Origin of the sequence: Flavobacterium fontis (assembly GCF_900129405.1) — a bacterium.
Taxonomy (GTDB): Bacteria; Bacteroidota; Bacteroidia; order Flavobacteriales; family Flavobacteriaceae; genus Flavobacterium; species Flavobacterium fontis.
Genome location: NZ_FQVQ01000014.1, coordinates 78805 through 97769, shown reverse-complemented (window position 1 = coordinate 97769; position 18965 = coordinate 78805). Strand labels below are relative to the sequence as shown.

The following is an 18965-nucleotide window of genomic DNA, read 5'->3' as shown; positions in this document are numbered from 1 at the left end:
CGGAGTCTTTGTGCCCAACACAAAAGTACACGCCACACCATCGTTGTTGTCATCACACACTTCGTATGGGGTGGGCGTGTTGGCGGTGGGGGCGGAGAATATAGTTACTGTAAAACTATAAGGTAACGCACATGGCGCCGAGGGTGTAAATGTGTAGGTAGTCACTCCTACAAGGGCTGTTGAAATCGAAGCAGGATTCCACGTTCCCACAAGTCCATTACTGGAATTAGTAGGTAATAGCGGTTGTATCACAGGACTCCCTTGACAATAGGTTTGATTAGCAATCGCAAAAGTTGGCGTCACTTGCGGATTGACGGTAATGGTCAAGGTCGTGGTGGTGGCGCACTGCCCTGCATTGGGAGTAAAGGTATACGTCGTTGTGGCTGTGTTGTTGAGTGCCGGTGCCCAAGTTCCAGAAATCCCATTGTTCGATGTCGTAGGCAATGCCGCTAAGGTCGCTCCTGAACAAATCGGCGCTACGGCGGTAAAAGTGGGCGTCACCTGCGGATTGACGGTAATAGTCAAAGTTGTAGTGGTGGCGCACTGCCCGGCATTGGGGGTAAAGGTATACGTTGTTGTGGCTGTGTTGTTTAATATTGGCGACCACGTTCCCGAAATTCCGTTGTTCGATGTCGTAGGCAAAGCCGCTACCGTCGCTCCTGCACAAATCGGCGCCACGGCAGTAAAGGTGGGCGTTACTTGCGTATTGACCGTAATGGTCAAGGTTGTGGTGGTGGCGCACTGCCCTGCATTGGGGGTGAAGGTATACGTTGTTGTGCCTGTGTTGTTGAGTGCCGGTGCCCACGTTCCCGAAATCCCGTTGTTCGATGTCGTAGGCAAAGCCGCTAAGGTCGCTCCCGAACAAATGGGCGCTACAGCGGTAAAGGTAGGCGTCACCTGCGGATTGATCGTAATGGTCAAGGTTGTAGTGGTGGCACACTGCCCTGCATTGGGGGTAAAAGTATACGTCGTTGTGGCTGTGTTATTCAAAGTCGGTGACCACGTTCCTGTAATCCCATTATTCGATGTTGTAGGCAAAGCCGCTACCGTCGCTCCCGAACAAATCGGTACTACAGCAGTAAAGGTGGGCGACACCTGCGGATTGACCGTAATGGTCAAGGTTGTAGTGGTCGCACACTGCCCGGCATTGGGGGTAAAGGTATACGTCGTTGTGGCTGTGTTGTTGAGTGCCGGTGCCCACGTTCCCGAAATCCCATTATTCGATGTCGTAGGCAATGCCGTAAGGGTCGCTCCCGAACAAATCGGCGCTACAGCGGTAAAGGTGGGCGTCACTTGCGGATTGACCGTAATGGTCAAGGTTGTAGTGGTGGCGCACTGCCCTGCATTGGGGGTGAAGGTATACGTTGTTGTGGCTGAGTTGTTTAATGCTGGCGACCACGTTCCCGAAATCCCGTTGTTCGATGTAGTTGGCAAAGCCGCTACCGTCGCTCCCGAACAAATCGGCGCTACAGCGGTAAAGGTGGGCGTCACCTGCGGATTAACAGTAATGGTCAAGGTAGTGGTGATAGCGCACTGCCCGGCATTGGGGGTAAAGGTATACGTTGTTGTGGCTGTGTTGTTGAGTGCAGGTGCCCACGTTCCCGAAATTCCGTTGTTCGATGTCGTAGGCAAAGCCGCTACCGTCGCTCCCGAACAAATCGGCGCTACAGCGGTAAAGGTGGGCGTCACCTGCGGATTAACAGTAATGGTCAAGGTAGTGGTGATAGCGCACTGCCCGGCATTGGGGGTAAAGGTATACGTTGTTGTGGCTGTGTTGTTGAGTGCAGGTGCCCACGTTCCCGAAATTCCGTTGTTCGATGTAGTAGGCAATGCCGTAAGGGTCGCTCCCGAACAAATCGGCGCTAAAGCGGTAAAGGTGGGCGTCACTTGCGGATTGACCGTAATGGTCAAGGTTGTGGTCGTCGCACACTGTCCTGCATTGGGGGTAAAGGTATATGTCGTTGTGGCTGTGTTATTCAAAGCAGGCGACCACGTTCCCAAAATTCCATTGTTCGATGTGGTAGGCAAAGCCGCTAAAGTCGCTCCCGAACAAATGGGCGCTACAGCGGTAAAGGTAGGCGTCACTTGCGGATTGACCGTAATGGTCAAGGTTGTAGTCGTGGCGCACTGCCCGGCATTGGGGGTAAAGGTATACGTTGTTGTGGCTGTGTTGTTGAGTGCAGGTGCCCACGTTCCCGAAATTCCGTTGTTCGATGTCGTAGGCAATGCCGTAAGGGTCGCTCCTGCACAAATCGGCGCTACAGCGGTAAAGGTGGGCGTCACTTGCGGATTGACCGTAATGGTCAAGGTTGTGGTCGTCGCGCACTGCCCGGCATTGGGGGTAAAGGTATATGTCGTTGTGGCTGTGTTATTCAAAGCAGGCGACCACGTTCCCGAAATTCCATTGTTCGATGTCGTAGGCAAAGCCGCTAAAGTCGCTCCCGAACAAATGGGCGCTACAGCGGTAAAGGTAGGCGTCACTTGCGGATTGACCGTAATGGTCAAGGTAGTGGTGATAGCGCACTGCCCGGCATTGGGGGTAAAGGTATAGGTTGTTGTGGTTGTATTATTCAAAGCAGGCGACCACGTTCCCGAAATCCCGTTGTTCGATGTCGTAGGCAAAGCCGCTAAAGTCGCTCCCGAACAAATGGGCGCTACAGCCGTAAACGTGGGCGTCACTTGTGGATTGACGGTAATGGTCATAGTTGTAGTCGTCGCGCACTGCCCGGCATTGGGGGTAAAGGTATACGTTGTTGTGGCTGTGTTATTCAAAGCAGGCGACCACGTTCCCGAAATCCCGTTGTTCGATGTCGTAGGCAAAGCCGCTACCGTCGCTCCCGAACAAATGGGCGCTACAGCGGTAAAGGTAGGCGTCACTTGCGGATTGACGGTGATGGTCAAGGTTGTGGTCGTCGCACACTGTCCTGCATTGGGGGTGAAGGTATACGTTGTTGTGGCTGAGTTATTGAGTGCTGGTGCCCAGGTTCCCAAAATTCCGTTATTCGATGTCGTAGGCAAAGCCGCTAAGGTCGCTCCCGAACAAATGGGCGCTACAGCGGTAAAGGTAGGCGTCACTTGCGGATTGACGGTGATGGTCAAGGTTGTGGTCGTCGCACACTGTCCTGCATTGGGGGTAAAGGTATACGTTGTTGTGGCTGAGTTATTGAGTGCTGGTGCCCAGGTTCCCAAAATTCCGTTATTCGATGTCGTAGGCAAAGCCGCTAAGGTCGCTCCCGAACAAATGGGCGCTACAGCGGTAAAGGTAGGCGTCACTTGCGGATTGACGGTGATGGTCAAGGTTGTGGTCGTCGCACACTGTCCTGCATTGGGGGTAAAGGTATACGTTGTTGTGGCTGTGTTGTTGAGTGCTGGCGACCACGTTCCAGAAATCCCGTTGTTCGATGTCGTAGGCAAAGCTGCTAAAGTCGCTCCCGAACAAATGGGTGACACGGCAGTAAAGGTAGGCGTCACTTGCGGATTGACGGTAACGGTCAAGGTTGTAGTGGTGGCGCACTGCCCAGCATTGGGGGTAAAAGTATACGTTGTTGTGGCTGTGTTATTCAAAGCAGGCGACCACGTTCCCAAAATTCCATTGTTCGATGTCGTAGGCAATGCCGTAAGGGTCGCTCCTGCACAAATGGGCGCTACAGCGGTAAAGGTAGGCGTAGTTGAACCATTGACAGAAATCGTCACGGTATCCGTAACCACGCAGGTTGCACCGTTATTGGCTGTTAAAGTATAGGTTGTGGTTGCCGTAGGACAAACCGTTGGTGTTAAGGTATTCGCATTGGTCATTCCTGTTGTTGGTGACCAGCTAAATGTGGGTAGTAAATTATTAAATGAAATACTCCAATTGTTGATCGTCCCTAAATCTCCTCCAGCGTCATCTTGAACAATTAATTGCCAGTTTCCATTGATTGCACTCCCATTAAAAAGATTGAATGATTGCTCGGGTATAAAACTTCCAGTAAAGGGTGATGTGCCAGCTGTAATTAATGTTGCAGCACTCATTGAAAAACAGGTGTTGGTGTAATTATCATCAATACCTCCATTGTCTGTTGAGAGTTCGATTCGTGTTCCATTGGGAGCTTGCAGATAAATATCCAAATCACTATTCCAAGTGTGGGTAATGTTTAAACAAACCGAAACAATACTTCCCGTTGAAACGATAGTGGGACTAATACCACTAACGGCTATGGTTGAAACGGCTCCTGTTGTCGTATCGCTATCAGGTATCGCTACGGCGGTAGTATTTGTAAATGCGATAGGGGCAGAAGATCCCCCTGTTGCATTCGTTGTCCCTGATAAGGTAATACAATCACCCGGACAAATGGTTGCATTGGCACCTGCATCGACGGTGGGTAAAGGAGTTACCGTAACATTTTGAATAATTTGATTTTGACATCCACCTGGGACTGCTGTCAATAATAAGGTGACAGGATAGGTTCCCGCAGCACTGTAGGTGTGTATTGGATTCTCAACCGTTGCTGTACTACCATCTCCAAAGTTCCAACTGTAGGTAAAGTTTCCATTGGTAGTATTCGTAAACTGGGTTGGGTTGCCTAAGCAAGCGGTATTGGCTGTAAAGCTTGGATTTGGACTTGCAAAGGTTGCAGTAGTGCCTGTGAAATCAAGCGTAAAACCTGCCGATGAATTGGCTGTAAATCGATCCACAAGTATGGTATAGGTATTCCCTGCGACTACGTTGATCGTTGGATTACATTGAACCCCTGTACAACCCAATCCTGTCGACCCAAGAACACCACTCCAGTTACAAGATAATTCAGTACCGGGGCAACTGGTTGTTGTGTCATAAACGGCAAAATCATAGTCAACCGCGGCATTGGGCGTTATGGTAAAAGCCAAAACTCCGTTTGTTGCGGCGGTAAAGGTATACCAACTCGAGGATCGTTCTCCCGGGGCTCCAAAACAACTCGGGGATTCAACAGAGGTTCCCACGCCACCAGGGCCATCGGGGACAGATACATTTCCCAGATTACAAAGTGTTTGCGCCGTTGCACAATCCTGAACGGGGAGAGGAGGTCCTAAGGGTTGTGCTTCTTGGGCACAAATTCCGAAAGTTCCCGTGGTATTTCCGTTTCCATCAATGGCAACATAATAGGTGTTTCCTGGGGTAAGTCCATGTAAAATCACATTCGTGTGTAAGAGACCGGCTGCCGTATTTACATCTTCTTGACATGCAATTTGCGTGAGACTTCCACAAGTTCCACTATATACGGCGATTTGTGTATTAGCCAACGTTCCACCAAAATTGGAAGATAGTTCAATATCTGCCGTAGTAGCTACAAATGAAAACCAAACCGTATGACTCATTGAATTGGGGGTCCAACAAGCGGGTGTAGGAGGATTCCCTAGTGTATTTGCTCCCGTATTATCATAGAGAATAGAATTACAGGTTCCGTTGCCCACCACGATTGGCGTCGCAGTAGCACAGGTATTATTGGCGGGTTGTGCCAAAGTTTTTAGCCCAAAAAGTAGGCTATAAATAAGGATTCTTATTTTCATAGAACTACTTTTTTTGAAGATGTTGTAGATAGACTTCACGGCTTACAGGTTGGTCATTCAGAATGTAAAATTCTTCCGCAGTGGCTTTCACAGTTGTAGGATATTGTTTTTTTGAAAACAATTCTTTTTGCGAAAAATGAATAATGATGACATGCTTCGAAAGTGAAATTAAGAGCTCTCCCGACGCAGTAAATTCGGGGTAAGAACCTGTGTCAACATAAATAGTATCACCCTCTTTGCAACGTTGTAAAATTTCGGTCAGTGAATGTAAAGGCTGATCGGGTGAATTTCCAAGGTGATTGGGCATTCCAACCTGAGAAGTAAATATATCGTTAACTTTAGAATTATCATTTAAATACCAATGCTGTGCTTGACTGCATGTAGTGTACATAAAAAGGAAAAAAACAAGTCGTAGACCTGCAAACGAGAACTCCTGAAATGATTTCATTTGTAAGTAATTTTATACGCATATCAAATATATTGTTCTTAAAAAAAAGAATAAAATTTTGTTGATAAGTTATACTTTTAAATAAATCTTTAGAAATAGTATTTTGAGTAATCGTAATTTTTTGATGAATACTCAGTAAAAATGAATCTTTTTAGTATAATTTTTTTGTAAGAAATAAAAATCGCTTAACTTGCAGCGCACTCTCAATTAATCGGTTGGAAATCAACCGCAGTATCGATATGGAAAGAACTATTTTAATTTATGATGCGGTTCCGGTCATGAAGTATGCTTATGAAGGCTTGTTTAAAGACATATCCCATTGTAAGCTCTATTTTGCCTCCTCTGAATTGGAGATGGAACAATTACTTAAAGCGCAATCCTTTGACTTAGTTATTGTAGATGTTTTTGTAAAACAAAAGATTAATTATTCTCTTGTCAAACGGATATCTCGGTTGAATAAATCACTCAATATCGCTGTTTTTTCGGCCATATATGAAGAAGAAACCAAACGGAAATTATTTTCTTTAGGAGCTTCAGTCGTGTTAGAGAAAACCGATTCCCTGGAACATTTAACCAAAACATTGGTTTTATTAACAGAGGGATCTCAATATTTTGAGGCGAAAATTAAAATAGGGAATGCGAAATTAAAATCATCCCGACGTACAGTGAATCCTTTGTTAAAGTTGTCTTCGCGCGAACTTCAAGTGGCTGAACTCCTCATTCTAGGGCTGTCCAATCAAGCGATGACACAACGCCTCGATTTAGCAGCAACTACTGTAAGTACGTATAAAAAGCGAATCTTTGCGAAGACAGGCGTTACTAACATTTTAGAACTAGCGGCAGTATTTAAAAAGCACCAATAGGAAAAATACCCATTTCCTAGGGGTAAAATACTTTGATATTGGGGGGTTTTTACTTTGGTTATCCCCAAACTTACTAGTATCTTTGTTGTATCAATTGTTAAATAGAACTATTCATAATAACTTACTTGCATTATTGAAGTGTTTTTAATTTACAATTGAATGAATGGTTAAATTATACTGACAGTTGTTATATTTCCCACTATAGCCTGATGTTTCCGAAGGGCACGTTCTTTCTTTCGATTACTGTTTTAGAGTGCAGAAATCCTATTGTTTGGGTTAATCCATTTGCCAACGGAAATTTGCATCTGTATAACGTTTGATTCATTTTAAAAAGTTATGCAGATGCACTCAGGTTATTCTTTTGCTTTGATTTTGAGCTTTTTACTCTTTCTTTCAAAATTCTTTTCGATTTTGCCCTAAAAAGTGTTTGCAAAAGCAAAAAAGCTTTATATATTTGCATCCGCATTGCAGTAGTGATGCGAAGGTATTGGAGAAATGGCAGAGTGGTCGATTGCGGCAGTCTTGAAAACTGTTGACTGTAACAGGTCCGGGGGTTCGAATCCCTCTTTCTCCGCAGTATTTCTTTCAAAGGAAATAAAAAACCTCAAAATCCTATGATTTTGGGGTTTTTCCATTTTTGAATCAACCAAATTATTCATTCTTTTTTAAAATACAAGGGACTAAATCGAGACCCAAAAAAATATATGATCCGGGTCTCGCAAAATTCGCTTAAGCATTGTATTTACTGCTATTACACAAACGGTGCTTAACATGTTCAGTAACCTTTTCAATACTTGAACATCTTGTCAATTGGCAAACCTTTTTATAAATTATTTCTAACTTAAAGGTTACCAAAAATGAAAACAAAAATCACTACGCATTTTTATGCAAAGTCGACTAAGGTCAATTCCTCTGGACAATTCCCAATTTATATTCGATTAACCGTAGATGGTAAAAGACTCGAGTATAGTACCAAAAAATTTATTGAACCTTCAAAATGGTCCTCTGAACAAGGCAGAATGAAAGGTAATTCAGAGGAGGCTTGTTCAATTAACAGTTTACTTGATTTTACAAAAAACCGAATTAATGAAATTCACTTTGAACTTTTAAAAGATGGTATAACAGTTACTTTAGAGGAATTCAAAAACAGACTCTTGGATATAAAAGTTAGAGAACGAATGCTCATCCCTATCTTCGTGGAGCACAATCGCAAAATTAAAGAATTGGTCGGCCATGAATATGCTGCCGGAACTTTGGAGCGATATGAAACATCATTAAAGCACACTAAAGAATTTCTTATTTGGAAATACAACATCTCTGATATCAATATTGATAAGATTGACCATGCATTTATTACAGAATATGAGTTTTATTTACGAAGTGTTAGAAAATGTGCAAACAATACCGCTGTTAAATACATCAAGAACTTCCATAAAATAATAAACCAATGTTTGGCTAATGGATGGCTGCAAAAGGACCCATTTGTTAATTATAAAGCCAAAATTAAAGAAGTCATTCGAGAGTTTCTTACCGAAAAAGAATTAGAGGAAATCATCAATAAACAATTTACAACTGAGCGGTTGGAACTTGTCCGCGACATATTCATTTTCTCTTGCTTCACAGGCCTTGCCTATATCGATGTTCAGCAGCTTACTACAGACAACATCGCCATGGGAATAGATGGCGATAAGTGGATATTCAAAAACCGTCAAAAAACGGATACCGCTTCAAAAATTCCATTGCTGCCAACAGCACAGAAAATAATATCCAAATACGAGAATCATCCGGTTTGTATAAATGAAAACAGATTACTGCCTATTTTAAGCAACCAAAAAATGAACGCCTACCTAAAGGAAATAGCTGATGTATGCGGTATTAAAAAAGACTTAACCTTTCACATTGCCCGACATACTTTTGCGACAACAGTAACGCTGTCTAACGGTGTACCGTTGGAAACCGTCAGTAAAATGTTAGGGCACACCAATTTGAAAACTACCCAACATTATGCTAAAATCTTAGACAAGAAAATTAGTGAAGACATGATAGCTTTAAAATCTAAATTCGGGACTAACTCATACTTAATTACTCATAAATCAGGAACCTGATTTGGTTTTAAACCATATCAAATAATATTGTTTTAAAGTACACTTTTTGTGTACTTTTTTATTTTATAAATTACAGTATTTTAGCACAAAACAAACCAAATCAATATAAACTATACATCATGCAATCATTTTGTGGTGAATTCTTTTGCAAGGTTGATTCTGAAATTTTAAGAACTGAAACGACTTATAATTCCCCAATTTGCCAAGCCAAACATTTGTCAAATTATTTGGAAGAAAAGCTCAATGAGTTATTTATTTGGCTGGAGGGTTATGAGTTTAAAAACATCGAAGAGGAAATTTTCTTTTTCAAGGAGTTAAAAAGCAAACTAACCTCAAAATACATTTATTACCACAAAATTCTGGAAATAGAATCCAAGGCACCTAACACCAGCCGGAAACTAAAAATCAAATATTACAAAGATGTAATTGTCAAATGTCATCAGGCATCAACCAAGGATAAAGAGTTTTACAAGTATTACCGCAGCGGTTTTACACATTATGATCACATGTACTTTACGAGGTATGGAACCAAACAATCAATCAACAAACACATTGCTAGAATTTATATTGATGTTAGGCGCTGCAGTTTATACGATTATAATGTGGCCTTAATTTTGGCCAACGATAATCTTATTGAATTCTACGAAGAACGAATAGAGGAACTGACAAATATTTCCAAAAGCTTATTCTATAACACCAAATCAAATCTTAATTGGACCGGTACTAAGGTCGACTTAATCGAGCTTGTTTATGCGCTTCATGCATCCAAAGCAATCAACCATGGCAATAATGACATCAAAGAGATTGCAATGTGTTTAGGTAGGATGTTAAACGTTGATATTGAAGATGGATTGTATCGGGCATATCTCGATATCAAAGCAAGAAAGAACAACAAAACAAAATTTCTGAACACACTTTCAGAAAACCTCAACCAAAAGATGATTGAGGAAGACAATTAAAACCCTGGTCTGCGACTAGGGTTTTAATTTATCCCAACTTGGGAACAACTTGGGAAAATACTATCTACTTTCAGTTTTGATTATTTTTTGTACTGTTCTACCAATCAAGCTATTTCAAAGGAGTGAAATTATAAATCTGAAACCCCAATAAAATCAAAGTGTTTAATCTAATTTGACTTAAAATCGTTCCCAACTTGGGTTCAACTTGGGAATAAAAAATTAGCAAATGAATTTGTTTTGTCACATAACAAATAAAACACTTTCATTATGAACTTACACCCAAGAAAATTGTTTCCGGAAGTTGATAATTTAGAGCTACTAAGTCATCAACCAATCACGAAAAAGGACCTATTAAACTTCAGTCATGTACTACTGTCTGAAATTCAAGAAATGCTCGGAAAAACAGAACAACCGGCACAATGGTTAAAATCAGCGGAAGTCCGCAAGCTGCTCAAAATCTCCCCAGGCACTTTACAAAACTTACGCATCAATGGTACACTCAACTACAAACGTATCGGCGGCATCATTTTCTACAAATACGAAGACATTAAAAAAATGCTCGAGAAATAGTATGGAACCATCAAACCAATGCTACGGAACATGCGAAGCATGTGACTGTATAAAAGTCATAATTCTTAAAAATTCAATTTTAATACTACTACCATGAATTACATAAAACACCTCTCCGGCTTTTTTGAAAAAGTAGTGCTCGATTACGACTTTAATCCTACACACATAAGTCTTTACATTGCAATATTTCAAGTATGGAATCAAAACCGTTTTGTAAATCCCATCAGCATCTCCCGGGACGAATTAATGCGTATTAGTAAAATAAGTTCCAAAGCAACTTACCACAAATGCATTAAGGATCTGGTTAAAAACGGCTATATAATCTACTCTCCGTCTTACAACCCATACAAAAGCAGCATGGTGGAAATATTGGAACTCGATTTTTATACAAAACCCATCACCCGCAAGGAAGCCAAAAAACTAAAAAATGAACAAGTTGATGAACCGGTACTGAACCAGCACTGTACTAGTAATGATACAAGTACTGAACAGGTATATATATATACAAACAATATAAACAATACAAACAGTTTAAACGATATAAATAGCGAATCAAAAAAAATTGAAAAATTAAATTTTCAACCTGACTTTAAAAGTGAATCGGAACCAAAAAAAAAGTTGCGCGAAAAAAAAAGGTACAACCAGGATGATATTCCTCCTAATTATGATGAGCTTCAAAACTACTTCATCGAAAAAAGCAGCACCATTCAAGAAGCAGAGAAGTTTTTCAACTATTACACTAGCAAAGGATGGCTTGTGGGCGGCAAATCAAAAATGAAAGACTGGAAAGCTTCAGCAAACAATTGGATAATTAATACCGACAAGTTCAATCCCAAAAAGAATGAGCTTCAGCCAAATCATTTAAACACTTCTAATCAAAAAAACTATGGCGAACCACTGTAAATACATCACAGATACTTTTACGGTTGAAGATAACGACAAAGTATATGATTTCAATCGATGCTTAGATTACATCGAGTATCACGGAAAAGCACAGTACGGAAAATCGTTTAAAATTAACCAAGACGATTGTCCAACATTCTACAAGCTTTTAATTTATATGATCAAAGACCAAAGCGAGGCCCAAAAACTCCAAATTGATTTATCAAAAGGTATTTTGTTGTCCGGTCCAATTGGTTGCGGCAAAACATCCATTATGCACCTCATTAGACCTTTTGCGTTTCAAGCATCCGATTATAAAATCAAAACTTGCCGGGAAGTTGCTTTCGAATTTGCCAAACACGGCTATCAAGCACTAGAACCTTATACAAAAAAGGCAAACAACCAAACCCGATTAACCGGTTATTGCTTCGATGACCTTGGTGCCGAACAACAAATCAAACACTTTGGTAACGATTGCAACGTAATGGCCGAAATCCTAATCAGCAGGTATGAAGAGTTTATATATAACAAATCCATAACGCATTTAACAACCAATCTATCAGCATCTGAAATTGAAAAGCATTATGGTAACCGTCTTCGATCCCGAATGAGAAATATGTTCAACCTCATCAGTTTTCCAACAACCTCAAAAGACAAACGCTAACCTATCATTTCTTTGAAAACTAAAAACTTACGGATTTTAAAAGATGAGTAAATTTAATTAATCCTTTATGCGGTGATAAGTTACCAAAAAGTTAAAAAATCTTAAACAAAATCATCAAAAGAAATAAGATTGACAAACGAATACAATTTTTATAGTACTTAATAAAAATTAACTATTTTTACAATCGTGAAACTCTTAAACTACATATTATCAATCTATCTAGTGGCACTATCTTGTTTGCCTTGTGCAGATATGGAAGTCAGTAGTGCAGCACACAAAGCTGCAGAGGTTTCAGCTAATCACGATGAGAAATCCCATGACCACGATAAAGAAAAGGATTTATGTTCTCCTTTTTGCAGTTGTAATTGTTGTGGTTCTCAAATAGTAAGTTATTTTAAGATTTTAACTGTAAATTTTGCAGTAGTTTCCAAAAATATTAAAACACAGTTACCTTCGTACACTTCTAAATTCACTTCCAATTTCTACGGAAGTATCTGGCAACCACCTCAAATAGTATAACGATGCCCGAGTAATTTCGGGTTAGAAAGTTGTGACCTTTTCACAAATAATAGCAAAAGCAGTTTTGCTAATTTTCTAATTCATTATAATATTTTCAATGTTAGACAAAATCATACAGTTCAGTATAAAGAACAAGTTTATAATACTTTTATTTACTTTGGTTCTAATAGCTTTTGGTAGCTACTCTATAAAACAATTACCGCTTGATGCGTTACCTGATGTAACCAATAACCAAGTGCAAATCATTACTACTGCTCCAACTCTTGCCAGTCAGGAAGTAGAACAATTAATCACGTATCCTTTAGAACAATCCGTAAAAACAATCCCCAAAGTAATTGAACTTCGTAGTATCTCTCGTTTCGGACTTTCGGTAGTTACAGTTGTTTTCAAAGATGATGTCGATATCTATTGGGCAAGAGAGCAAATTTTCCAACGTTTAAAGCAAGCCGAAGAAAATATACCAGCTTATGCAGGTACACCAGAGTTAGGTCCAATTTCAACAGGTCTTGGGGAAATTTACCAATACGATGTCTTTGCCAAAAAAGGGTATGAAGATAAATACGACGCCATCAAGTTAAGAACCATTCAGGATTGGATTATTGTTCCTCAGCTTCAAGGTGTTGAAGGCGTTGCCGAAGTGAGTACTTGGGGTGGGAAATTGAAACAATATGAAATCGCAGTAAACCCAAATACGCTTAACAGTCTTGGAGTAACCATTACTGAAATTTTTGAAGCACTCGAAAAAAACAATCAAAATACAGGAGGAGCTTACATCGAAAAAGACCAATATGCCTATTTCATCCGCGGTGTCGGTATGGCAACAGGAAATAAAGATTTAGAAAAAGTTGTCATTAAAAACAGAAACGGGGCACCGGTTTTAGTCAGGGATGTGGCAACCGTTAGAGAAGGCATTGCATTGCGTTATGGAGCTTCCACAAAAGATGGTAAAGGGGAAATCGTTTGTGGTATGGCATTGATGCTAAAAGGTGAAAATTCAAAAGCGGTAAACGAAAGAGTAAAAGAGAAAATGGAGCAAATCAATAAAACACTTCCCGAAGGTGTTGTTGCTGAAGCTTTTATTGATAGAGGAAAATTAGTTGATAATGCAATCGGAACAGTTACTAAAAACCTACTCGAAGGCGCATTAATAGTAATTTTTGTCTTGATTTTATTTCTTGGTAATCTTCGTGCAGGTTTAATAGTTGCTTCTGTAATTCCATTATCTATGCTTTTTGCGGTAATTCTAATGAATTATTTTGGCGTAAGTGGTAACTTAATGAGTTTAGGAGCAATCGACTTCGGAATTATTGTCGATGGTGCTGTAATCATTGTTGAAGCCACAATGCACCATTTGCAAAAACTCAAACGACAAAATAATTTAACCCAAACTGAAATGGACAGTGAAGTATATAAATCAGCTTCTAAAATCCGTAACAGTGCAGCTTTTGGAGAAATCATAATCTTAATTGTATACCTACCAATTTTAGCATTAGTTGGTACTGAAGGTAAAATGTTCAAACCTATGGCAATGACGGTAGGCTTTGCAGTAATCGCAGCATTTGTTTTATCACTGACGTATGTTCCAATGATGAGTGCAATGTTTTTATCCAAGAACACAGAGCATAAGCCAAACTTTAGCGATAGAATGATGGCATGGTTCGAGAAAATATATGCACCATTTTTAGAAAAAGCATTACGATTAAAAAAAACAGTTTTGGCTATTTCATTAGGGTTGTTTGCTTTGGCACTTATAACTTTTCAAAATATGGGAGGCGAATTTATTCCAACCATTGAAGAAGGTGATTTAGCCATTAATGTTACCATTATGACCGGAAGCTCATTAACACAAATGGTAGAAACAACTACTAAATATGAGAAAATCCTAAAAGCAAAATTCCCTGAAATAAAAACCATTGTAACAAAAATCGGAAGTGGAGAAATTCCAACCGATCCAATGCCAATTGAGAGTGGCGATTTTATTATTGTACTGAAAGACAAAAGCGAATGGACTTCTGCCGATAATTGGGAAGATTTAGCCAATTTGATGAAAGAAGAAATGGAAGTTATTCCAGGAGCGAATATCGAAATATCACAGCCTATTCAAATGCGCTTTAACGAGTTAATGACAGGAAGCCGAAGCGATATAGCCATTAAGATTTTTGGTGATGATTTAGAGATTTTAGATACAAAAGCCAAAGAATTGATTTCAAAAGTTAGTAAAATTGAAGGTGTTGGTGACTTAAAAGCTGATAAAGTTGTAGGTCTGCCGCAAATCACAGTCAAATACGATTACAATAAAATAGCCTTATACGGTTTGAATATTGTCGATATCAATCAAATAATTCGTTCCTCATTTGCCGGAGAAAGCGCCGGTAAAATCTATGAAGAGAGCAAACGATTTGATGTAGTGGTTCGTATGAATGAGGCTAATAGAAGTGATATAACCGATGTGAGTAATTTATTTATTCCATTGCCAAACGGTCAACAAGTACCCCTTTCCCAAGTAGCAACCATCAGTTACGAACAAGGGCCTGTACAAGTATCTCGTCAAGATGGAAAGCGAAGAATTACAGTTGGTCTAAATGTTCGTGGTCGTGATATAAAAAGTGTTGTTGAGGAAATTCAACAAAAGTTAGACACCAATTTCAAACTTCCAGCAGGATATTATGTTACGTATGGTGGACAATTTGAAAATCTAGTGGAAGCCAATAAACGCCTTTCGGTAGCTTTACCAATTGCTTTAGGACTTATTTTGGTTTTATTGTTTTTTACCTTCAACAGTATGAAGCAATCATTACTGATTTTCACAGCCATTCCATTATCAGCAATTGGTGGTGTTTTTGCTCTATGGTTACGCGGAATGCCGTTTAGTATTTCGGCAGGAATTGGTTTTATTGCTTTATTCGGAATTGCTGTTTTAAACGGAATTGTGCTAATATCTTATTTTAACCAACTTAAAACGGAAGGAATAACCGACCCAATGCAACGTGTCTTAATCGGAACAAAAACCAGACTTAGACCGGTATTAATGACTGCTGCGGTAGCTTCACTTGGGTTTTTACCAATGGCATTGTCAACAAGTGGCGGAGCCGAAGTTCAAAAACCATTAGCAACTGTAGTAATTGGCGGATTGGTTTCGGCTACATTACTAACCTTAATCGTTTTACCAATTTTGTATTTACTCTTTGAAAAGGGAATTAAAAGAAGAAAAAAAATGTCAAATCCAATTGTAACACTAATAGTTTTATTAATAAGTAGCTTTTCATTTGCTCAAAATAGCCAAACCATAACGCTAGAAAAAGCCATTGAAAAAGCAAAAGCAAATAACATCGATTTAAAAATTGCCGACAAGGAAATTGAAAAACAAACCGTCCTCAAAAAAACTGCATTTCAAGTAGATCCTTTGCAAGTACAATACCAAGGCGGACAATTCAACAATGTTGATTACGACCATAATGTTTCCATTCAACAGTACTTTCCTATTGGTAAAATCACAAAAGCCAATAGACAATTACAAGAAGAATTAGCAAAATTGGCTGAAAAGCGAAAAGCATTAACCGAATATGAAATCGAAAAAGCGGTAACACTTGCGTATTATCAATATTTATACGGTGTTTCCATTCAAAAACTGAATACTGAATTGTTCGACATTTATTCCAAATTCCTTAAAAATGCAGAGCTTCGTTTTCAAACAGGCGAAAGTGGTAATATTGAAGTCATAAGTGCCAAAGCTAAAGTAAAGGAAATCGAAACCCAAAAAGCACAATTAGAATATGATTTGGTTGTATATCAAAAGCAATTACAATACTTCATTCAAACCGATGAAAATATAATTCCAGATGCTACAACGCCACTGAAATATGCAAACCCAACTGATGTGAATAATGCTAAAGTGGAAGGATTGGTAAACGACTATTACACACAGCAAATTACAGTCTATCAAAAAGAAGCTAATACATTCAAAGCAATGCGTACACCGAGGCTAGGATTAGGTTATTTCGGGCAAACCATTGAAACAAAATCGTATTTTCAAGGATTTACTGCTGGTGTACAAATTCCTTTATTTGGTGGAGCAAATACCGCTAAAGCGAAAGCTTCGCAGATAAGTATTTCGCAATCGCAATTAGAATTGGATAAAAGCAAACTGACTTTAAAACTACAAAAAGAGGAACTACAAAACGAGTTTGAAAAGCAGAAAAAAGCAGTGGCGTATTACCAAAACGAAGGATTGCAATATGCAGACCAAATTATTACAACGGCACAAAAGAGCTACGCCAATGGCGATATGAGTTATTGGACTTACATCAGTTTTTTAAACCAAGCCATTGATATTAAAAAGCAAAACGCAGAAGCTGTTAATACCTATAATCAAAGTGCTATTCAATTGCAATTTCCATCTTTCAACAATAATTAATATTCAATAATATGAAAAATATAAAATCAAAATCGAAGTTTTTCTTAATACTTAATACTCTTGTCTTAATACTTTTTACTTCTTGCGGCGAAAAGAAAACCGAAGAAACACACGAAGAAGAAAAATCGGAAACCGAAGTAGCACTAACAGAAGCGCAATTCAAAACCATTGGTATAGAAACAGGAACTATCGTAATGAAAAACCTCAATACGGTAATCAAAGCAAACGGATATACTGCTGTTCCACCTCAGAATATGGCAAATATATCAACCTTAATTGGTGGTGTCGTAAAAGATATTTATGTGTTAGAAGGTACTTATGTGGCCAAAGGGAAAACATTGGCAACCATCCAAAATCTGGAAGTTACAGAAATGCAGGAAGATTATAATTCGGCAATTGCCAATATTGAATACCTACAATTAGAATACAACCGCCAAAAAACGTTGAGTGATGAAAATGTAAATCCGCGTAAAACATTCCAAGAAGTTAAGTCAAAGTTAGCAGTTGAAAGAGCAAGAGCACAAGCCGCAAAAAACAAGCTGCAGGCTTTGAATGTTAGTTTAAAAGGTAGCACTTCTTTAATTCCTATTGTTTCGCCTATAAGCGGTTATGTGGGTAAAATTAGCATTACCAAAGGAGCTTTTGCAGAAACAGGAGTGACACTTTTTGAAGTGGTCGATAACAGCCAAATGCACTTAGATTTGAATGTTTTTGAAAAAGATTTAGGTAAAATTTCTGTAGGTCAGGAAGTCGATTTTGTATTGACCAATCAATCCAATAAATCAATCAGAGGAAAAATATTTGGAATCAATAAATCATTTTCTAACGAAAGTAAAACGGTAGCAGTTCATGCTAAAATTAATCCAGGTGATGCCAAGGATTTAATATCCGGCATGTATGTAGCCGCCAATATCAACATTACTAATCAAACAGTTCAAGCTTTGCCAAAAGATGCTATTGTTAGAAATGGAGACAAATATTACATTTACATTCAAGAAGAACACCAAGAAGAAACTCCAAAAGTAAAAGAAGAAGAACACAATCACAAAGAGGGCGAAGCACATAATGAGCACGCTGAAGGCGAAGAGGAAGAACACAACGAAATTCACTTTAAAGCCATCGAAGTAATACCAGGAACAACCGATTTAGGATATACTGAAATAAAATTAGTTGAAGAAATTCCTGCCAATGCAAAAATAGTAATTAAAGGAGCTTTCTACTTGCTGGCAACATCAAAAGGTGGTGGCGAACACGAACATTAATAAATAATAATTTAAAATAAATAACATGAAAAATTCAATTTTAAAATCAATCGCTTTTTTAGCAATAGTATTTTTTTCAACAAATCTAGTTTCAGCACAAAAAACTACTCAAAAAGCAGTCATAAAAACTTTCTTTCATTGCGACCATTGTAAAGAATGTGAAACGTGTGGTTTAAAATTCAAAACAGAAATGCTTAAAATAAAAGGAATAAAAATGTATGAGTTAGATGATAAAGCGATGACTTTTACAATCTATTACAATTCAAAGAAAACTACTTTACAAACAATTAAAGAAGGTATCTCTAAATTAGGTTATGATGCAGATGAAGTAAAAGCAGATCCAAAAGCGTATGAAAGTTTAGATGGTTGTTGTAAAGCTTAGTCATGAAATTTAATACGATAATGCCAAATAAGCTAATTCCTTTTTATCAAAAAGAGTTAGAATTAGTTAAGGATAATTTACAACTAAATGATTTTCAAAATGCTTGGCATCATTTGGAACGTGCACATATAATAGCTCAAAAATATCCATGCGAGCATACATTTGTACATTGGAAAATGTTACAATTTGGTATTAAGATTAAAAGTACAAATGAGGTAATTGGTCAAATACCAAGATTATTGATAGGTGGTGTAAAATCATTTGTTGGACATATTCCTGTTGGTAATACTGGTGGTGCAAACGTGCCACCTTTAAAACCAATGGAAATTCCGAAAGACATACAAAAAATAATAAATTCAAATTCTTAATAA

Annotated in this window: 13 protein-coding genes and 1 tRNA gene; 12 read left to right on the top strand and 2 right to left on the bottom strand. The window is 38.9% G+C overall.

Translation table 11 applies throughout. The features are described from left to right. Positions 1-5526, bottom strand: a 5526-nt coding sequence (locus BUC17_RS13935; protein WP_143161787.1) for a PKD domain-containing protein, incomplete at its 3' end; no start/stop codon positions are given. A 4-nt stretch (positions 5527-5530) separates the two neighbouring features. Beyond that, on the bottom strand, positions 5531-5974 hold the full coding sequence (locus BUC17_RS11380; protein ID WP_143161786.1) for a hypothetical protein: 444 nt from the start codon (positions 5972-5974) through the stop codon (positions 5531-5533). A gap of 239 nt (positions 5975-6213) precedes the next feature. Here BUC17_RS11380 and BUC17_RS11375 point away from each other — a divergent pair, with 239 nt between their 5' ends. The 12 genes from BUC17_RS11375 to BUC17_RS11320 all read left to right on the top strand — a co-directional run bounded on the left by BUC17_RS11375 (position 6214) and on the right by BUC17_RS11320 (position 18962). Continuing rightward, positions 6214-6837, top strand: a complete 624-nt coding sequence (locus BUC17_RS11375; protein ID WP_143161785.1) for a response regulator transcription factor — start codon at positions 6214-6216, stop codon at positions 6835-6837. Between the two features lie 489 nt (positions 6838-7326). Continuing rightward, positions 7327-7411, top strand: a tRNA-Ser gene (locus BUC17_RS11370). Positions 7412-7694: 283 nt separating this feature from the next. Next, positions 7695-8942: a site-specific integrase gene (locus tag BUC17_RS11365; protein WP_073364542.1), complete on the top strand. Its 1248-nt coding sequence runs from the start codon at positions 7695-7697 to the stop codon at positions 8940-8942. A 119-nt stretch (positions 8943-9061) separates the two neighbouring features. Further along, positions 9062-9901: an RteC domain-containing protein gene (locus BUC17_RS11360; protein ID WP_073364541.1), complete on the top strand. Its 840-nt coding sequence runs from the start codon at positions 9062-9064 to the stop codon at positions 9899-9901. A gap of 267 nt (positions 9902-10168) precedes the next feature. Then, positions 10169-10471, top strand: a complete 303-nt coding sequence (locus BUC17_RS11355) for a helix-turn-helix domain-containing protein (protein WP_073364540.1) — start codon at positions 10169-10171, stop codon at positions 10469-10471. A 93-nt stretch (positions 10472-10564) separates the two neighbouring features. Then, on the top strand, positions 10565-11374 hold the full coding sequence (locus BUC17_RS11350; protein ID WP_073364539.1) for a hypothetical protein: 810 nt from the start codon (positions 10565-10567) through the stop codon (positions 11372-11374). Further along, positions 11358-12017 (top strand): P-loop NTPase family protein, encoded by a 660-nt coding sequence (locus tag BUC17_RS11345; protein WP_073364538.1) that lies wholly within the window; start codon positions 11358-11360, stop codon positions 12015-12017. Before BUC17_RS11350 ends, BUC17_RS11345 begins: the two co-directional genes overlap by 17 nt. A gap of 186 nt (positions 12018-12203) precedes the next feature. Further along, positions 12204-12536 (top strand): DUF6660 family protein, encoded by a 333-nt coding sequence (locus BUC17_RS14295; protein ID WP_073364536.1) that lies wholly within the window; start codon positions 12204-12206, stop codon positions 12534-12536. Positions 12537-12633: 97 nt separating this feature from the next. Next, positions 12634-16950, top strand: coding sequence for a CusA/CzcA family heavy metal efflux RND transporter (locus BUC17_RS11335; RefSeq protein WP_073364533.1), 4317 nt, complete (start codon positions 12634-12636; stop codon positions 16948-16950). An 11-nt stretch (positions 16951-16961) separates the two neighbouring features. Then, positions 16962-18212, top strand: coding sequence for an efflux RND transporter periplasmic adaptor subunit (locus tag BUC17_RS11330; protein ID WP_073364530.1), 1251 nt, complete (start codon positions 16962-16964; stop codon positions 18210-18212). A 25-nt stretch (positions 18213-18237) separates the two neighbouring features. Further along, complete coding sequence (locus BUC17_RS11325; RefSeq protein ID WP_073364527.1) at positions 18238-18594, top strand: hypothetical protein; 357 nt, start codon at positions 18238-18240, stop codon at positions 18592-18594. Positions 18595-18596: 2 nt separating this feature from the next. After that, entirely contained in the window at positions 18597-18962 is a 366-nt protein-coding gene (locus BUC17_RS11320; protein WP_073364524.1) for a DUF3703 domain-containing protein, read from the top strand. Positions 18963-18965 lie beyond the last annotated feature (3 nt).